Origin of the sequence: Ferrovum myxofaciens (assembly GCF_000735045.1) — a bacterium.
Classification (GTDB): domain Bacteria; phylum Pseudomonadota; class Gammaproteobacteria; order Burkholderiales; family Ferrovaceae; genus Ferrovum; species Ferrovum myxofaciens.
This window is the reverse complement of record NZ_JPOQ01000173.1, coordinates 1-3,155: the sequence shown is the minus strand read 5'-3', so window position 1 is coordinate 3,155 and position 3,155 is coordinate 1. Positions and strand designations below refer to the sequence as shown.

7 protein-coding genes are annotated in these 3,155 nt (G+C 52.2%); 5 read left to right on the top strand and 2 right to left on the bottom strand.

The window, feature by feature from the left end; genetic code table 11:
* Positions 1-117: 117 nt before the first annotated feature.
* Positions 118-843: an LPD7 domain-containing protein gene (locus IV91_RS0112520; RefSeq protein ID WP_267880973.1), complete on the top strand. Its 726-nt coding sequence runs from the start codon at positions 118-120 to the stop codon at positions 841-843.
* Between the two features lie 54 nt (positions 844-897).
* Here IV91_RS0112520 and IV91_RS0112515 read toward each other — a convergent pair whose 3' ends face one another.
* Both IV91_RS0112515 and IV91_RS0112510 read right to left on the bottom strand, forming a co-directional pair.
* Positions 898-1,194, bottom strand: a complete 297-nt coding sequence (locus tag IV91_RS0112515; protein ID WP_031598936.1) for a type II toxin-antitoxin system RelE/ParE family toxin — start codon at positions 1,192-1,194, stop codon at positions 898-900.
* A complete protein-coding gene (locus tag IV91_RS0112510) occupies positions 1,179-1,451 on the bottom strand; it encodes an addiction module protein (protein ID WP_197456551.1) in 273 nt (90 codons plus the stop codon). Before IV91_RS0112510 ends, IV91_RS0112515 begins: the two co-directional genes overlap by 16 nt.
* Before the next feature lie 64 nt (positions 1,452-1,515).
* Here IV91_RS0112510 and IV91_RS19540 point away from each other — a divergent pair, with 64 nt between their 5' ends.
* The 4 genes from IV91_RS19540 to tnpA all read left to right on the top strand — a co-directional run.
* Positions 1,516-1,650 carry a hypothetical protein gene (locus IV91_RS19540; protein WP_264753761.1) on the top strand — a complete coding sequence of 45 codons (135 nt, stop codon included), beginning with the start codon at positions 1,516-1,518 and terminating at the stop codon, positions 1,648-1,650.
* 2 nt (positions 1,651-1,652) lie between these two features.
* Positions 1,653-1,835 (top strand): ArdC-like ssDNA-binding domain-containing protein, encoded by a 183-nt coding sequence (locus IV91_RS18930; RefSeq protein ID WP_031598934.1) that lies wholly within the window; start codon positions 1,653-1,655, stop codon positions 1,833-1,835.
* A gap of 25 nt (positions 1,836-1,860) precedes the next feature.
* Positions 1,861-2,871: a zincin-like metallopeptidase domain-containing protein gene (locus IV91_RS16945; protein WP_051862694.1), complete on the top strand. Its 1,011-nt coding sequence runs from the start codon at positions 1,861-1,863 to the stop codon at positions 2,869-2,871.
* 43 nt (positions 2,872-2,914) lie between these two features.
* Positions 2,915-3,155, top strand: a 241-nt coding sequence (tnpA, locus tag IV91_RS0112490; protein WP_031598932.1) for an IS200/IS605 family transposase, incomplete at its 3' end; no start/stop codon positions are given.

Genomic DNA, 3,155 nt, shown 5'->3' with positions numbered 1-3,155 from the left:
TCGCAGACAACCCCCTGCGCTCCGATCTGTATCGTTTCACCCAGCACAGCCATTCGTAACCCCCTCCCGATCATCTATCCTTGATGATCGGAGTATGCCGGGGTCAATCCTCCCTGAATACAACGCTGCTGGCTTACCGCTTACGGCAAAGCCGTTCACTATGCGCGCAACGGCGAACGGGTCATGAGTGACCGTGGGGCACAGGTAGACCTGATCAACACAGCAGACCATGAAATCGAGGCAGCTTTGCGCTTGGCGGAGCAGAAATTCGACATGACCAAAGGCCTGCTTTTGAAGGGAAGCCCAGAATTCTTGGTAAAAGCCGCTGAAATCGCTGGGAGGATGGGCCTCAAAATCCATAATCAGGACTTACAGGCAGAATGGCAACGAGGTCAAAATCCCGCAGTAAGAACTGAGTCCGCAAGACAAAATTCCGAATCGACCATGCCAGTGTCATCTGTCCAGGAAAGCTCTTCTGGCGTCGGACGCAAAGGTTACATCGATCAGGAGGGTATTGCAGCAGACTGTGTTCTGGCCCGACTCGATTGGCGCGGAGCTCAGGCACTTCGGAGTGCTGGGAGTAGCGGGGTTCTGACTGAGGAACAGGTATCACTGCTTCGTAGTGGAAAACATCCGGATCTGATTGACGAGAAGTCCCGGCTCACGGAGCTTGGCAGGTTATCCTACGAGCAATTGACCGGGAAAAAATTGGAGAGAGAGCAGGATCGGAAGCAACTGCTCACGCGCAACATTGACCAGCAAATGGAAGATAAAACCAGAAAAGACTATAAAACCACAGCCAGGCATGAGCAGAAATCGCGAGAGGCCGAGCTGGAGCGCTAGTGCCGGGGTTTTAGGGGCGAGCTTTTTCACGCTGTCGTGCTTTTGAGCACGGGATTAACTGGTTTGGGGCCAACGATTCGGATTGCGAGCATCGTGCAAGACAGCTAAAACATGTACGAGATCACCCCGCACGGCATAAAACAGACCATAAGGAAACCGGGGAAGGAGGGCTCGGCGAACACCGGGAATTACCTCGGCGTAAAGTAGCGGTGCCTGTTCAAGCCGTTTTAACTGTAATTCCACCGCCGCAATGAATTCCTCACCGAGACCGGGGTTTTGCAATTCGTACCACTCTTGAGCCTCGCCAGTTTCGCGCAAAGCGCGCGAAGAAAATTTCAGGCGGAAAGCCATGACCCATCTTTAATCCGCGACTTTACTTCGTCCCAGGAATAACCCGCTTCTGGGTTCTCCTCAAACTCCTTCAAGCGTGCTTCGAGCTCAGCCTTTAATGCGGGAGAAACTTCCACGGCTTCAGGAACCGCTGCCACGCTGTCCCAAATGAGCTCAACGAGACGGATACGCTCCTGTATTGGAAGCCCAAGAATTTCGGTAATAGAAAACCTGTTCATGCCGCAGATTGTACTCTTTTCGAAGCACGCCATGTTCATCGTTCCCTCCCTGCAGAGTCCTGATATGGCCTCGCCCCGGGGCCAACTTCAAAGAGGAGGCTGTATGAAGATACCGTACTTTTTAGCTGCTGAGGCTACCGATGAATTCATGACTTGGGAGATTCCGCTGGGCAAAGATCCCGTGAGTGACTATGGTCTCTCGCCAGAAGATGGCGAATTCGCTCTGATGAGGGCCTGATCATGACTGATGAGAAAGAAGTCAAAAAACCCCGAGATCTCCGTCAGGAAGTCACCGATAAAATGGTTGAAGCCTTGGACAAAGGCGAAATCCCCCGGAACAAGCCATGGGAGTCTCAGGAGCTTGGGATGCCTCGCAACATGGTGACCGAGCGTGAATACAATGGCTGCAACAGCTTGATATGATGAAGCTCACAAGAATCTGGACAGAATGACGGCCCGATCCTATGTGGTCTTCAATGTCGAACAGTGTACTGACCTGGAAAAGATTCCTCCACTAAATAAGCCTACTCGTGATATTCCCACGAATGAGCGGGCCGAACGGATCATGGCGGCCATGAAAAATGATGGCCTGGGTTTTACCGAGCATCCACACCATGCGTTTTATTCCCCCGGACGTGATGAAGTCTCACTACCACCCCGCGAAAGTTTCAAATCGGTGGAAGGATACTATGGCACAGCTCTGCACGAGATCGGTCACGCCACCGGCGCTGCCCAGCGTCTGAACCGGGAAGGGATTACGGGCGCGCACCGGTTCGGGTCGGAAGGCTATGCCAGGGAAGAACTCCGGGCCGAGATTTTCAGTGCCTTCATGGCGGTTAAAACCGGCATTCCTCACGACATGACGCAACACCAGGCGTATGTGCAAAGTTGGGCCGATGTACTCCGGAAAGACAAGAATGAAATCTTCCGGGCAGCGTCTGAAGCCGAGAAAGCCATGAACTATGTCCTGCAAAAGGAACAGGAATTGCAGATCGGGCAGGCCAGGGAATCCACCGTAACCAAAGAGCAGGAGGTGCCACGAGTAAAGGTTCTTGGGGTACGCGATACCGAGCATTCACGCATTGAGGGAATGCTGGTGAATTTTGACCAGAAGTTGCGGGAATTGAGTGTGCGTGAGGCGGATGACCAGATGACTACGGTGAAGGCTCCAGACGGGTTGTCACTGGCGAATTATGTGGGGCTGTTTGGGGTGGACACCGTGAGCCCGGACGGGGCAACGGGAGCAGTTCATGCGTTGTGTGACCAGAACATCACTCTTATGGCCAATGACCTTTGCACGGCGACACTGGAAGCGAATGGAAAGATGATTGGGCGTGGGGTGGCTGATAAGTCACCGACGCCATTTTTGTCGCGTGAGCCATTCGTGCTCAACCCCACACCGCGAGAATCCCCTCGCTTTAGCCATGGGGAGGAAAGCGGGAAGTTGGTTTTGACTTAGATTTCGCTTGCATTATACAAATAGCATCTGTATAATGCTTTGCATGAACGATTACACCATAAAATACAAGAGCAACCTGAACGTAGTTTACTCTTGCAAGTACCATGTTATATGGTGTCCGAAGTATCGGCGTTCGGTTTTAGTGAAGGGCGTTGACCTTCGTCTGAAAGAAATTATACAAGACGTTGCTACTGAGTATAAATGTGAAATATTGGAACTTGAGGTTATGCCGGATCATGTACATTTACTGGTAGAGGTTGACCCCCAGTTCGGAATACACCGGC